The organism is Neisseria sp. P0021.S006 (assembly GCF_051956895.1).
Map to the genome: position 1 here is coordinate 1 of NZ_JBQCWZ010001061.1, position 513 is coordinate 513.

Annotated in this window: 1 pseudogene; it reads left to right on the top strand. The window is 54.6% G+C overall.

Going from position 1 to position 513, the window contains the following annotated elements:
• Nucleotides 1-513 (top strand): annotated as a pseudogene (gene cca, locus ACTHUM_RS18720) (multifunctional CCA addition/repair protein); the annotation flags it as partial.

The window sequence follows — 513 nt, forward strand, 5'->3', positions numbered from 1 at the left end:
CGCCCTCGCCCGTACCGAACGCAAAACCGCCAAAGGCTATGCCGGATTTAGCTTTCATGCCGATAAAGACGTTACGCTGGAACAAGACCTGATGCGCCGCGACCTGACCATCAATGCCATGGCTCAGGATTCAGACGGCACGATCATCGATCCTTTTGGCGGACAACAAGATTTGGTGGCCGGCATCCTGCGCCACGTTTCGCCTGCCTTTGCCGAAGACCCCGTGCGTATTTTGCGTATCGCCCGTTTTGCCGCGCGCTATGGTTTTCAAATTGCCGATGAAACCATGTCGCTGATGCGGCAAATGGTAGAAAACGGCGAAGCGGATGCCTTGGTTGCCGAACGCGTCTGGCAAGAATTGGCCAAAGGCTTGATGGAGAAAAATCCGCGCCGAATGATTGAAGTTTTGCGCGAATGCGGCGCACTCAAAGTTTTACTGCCCGAGCTTGATGCTCTTTTCGGCGTACCGCAACGCGCCGACTATCATCCCGAAATCGACAGCGGTATTCATAC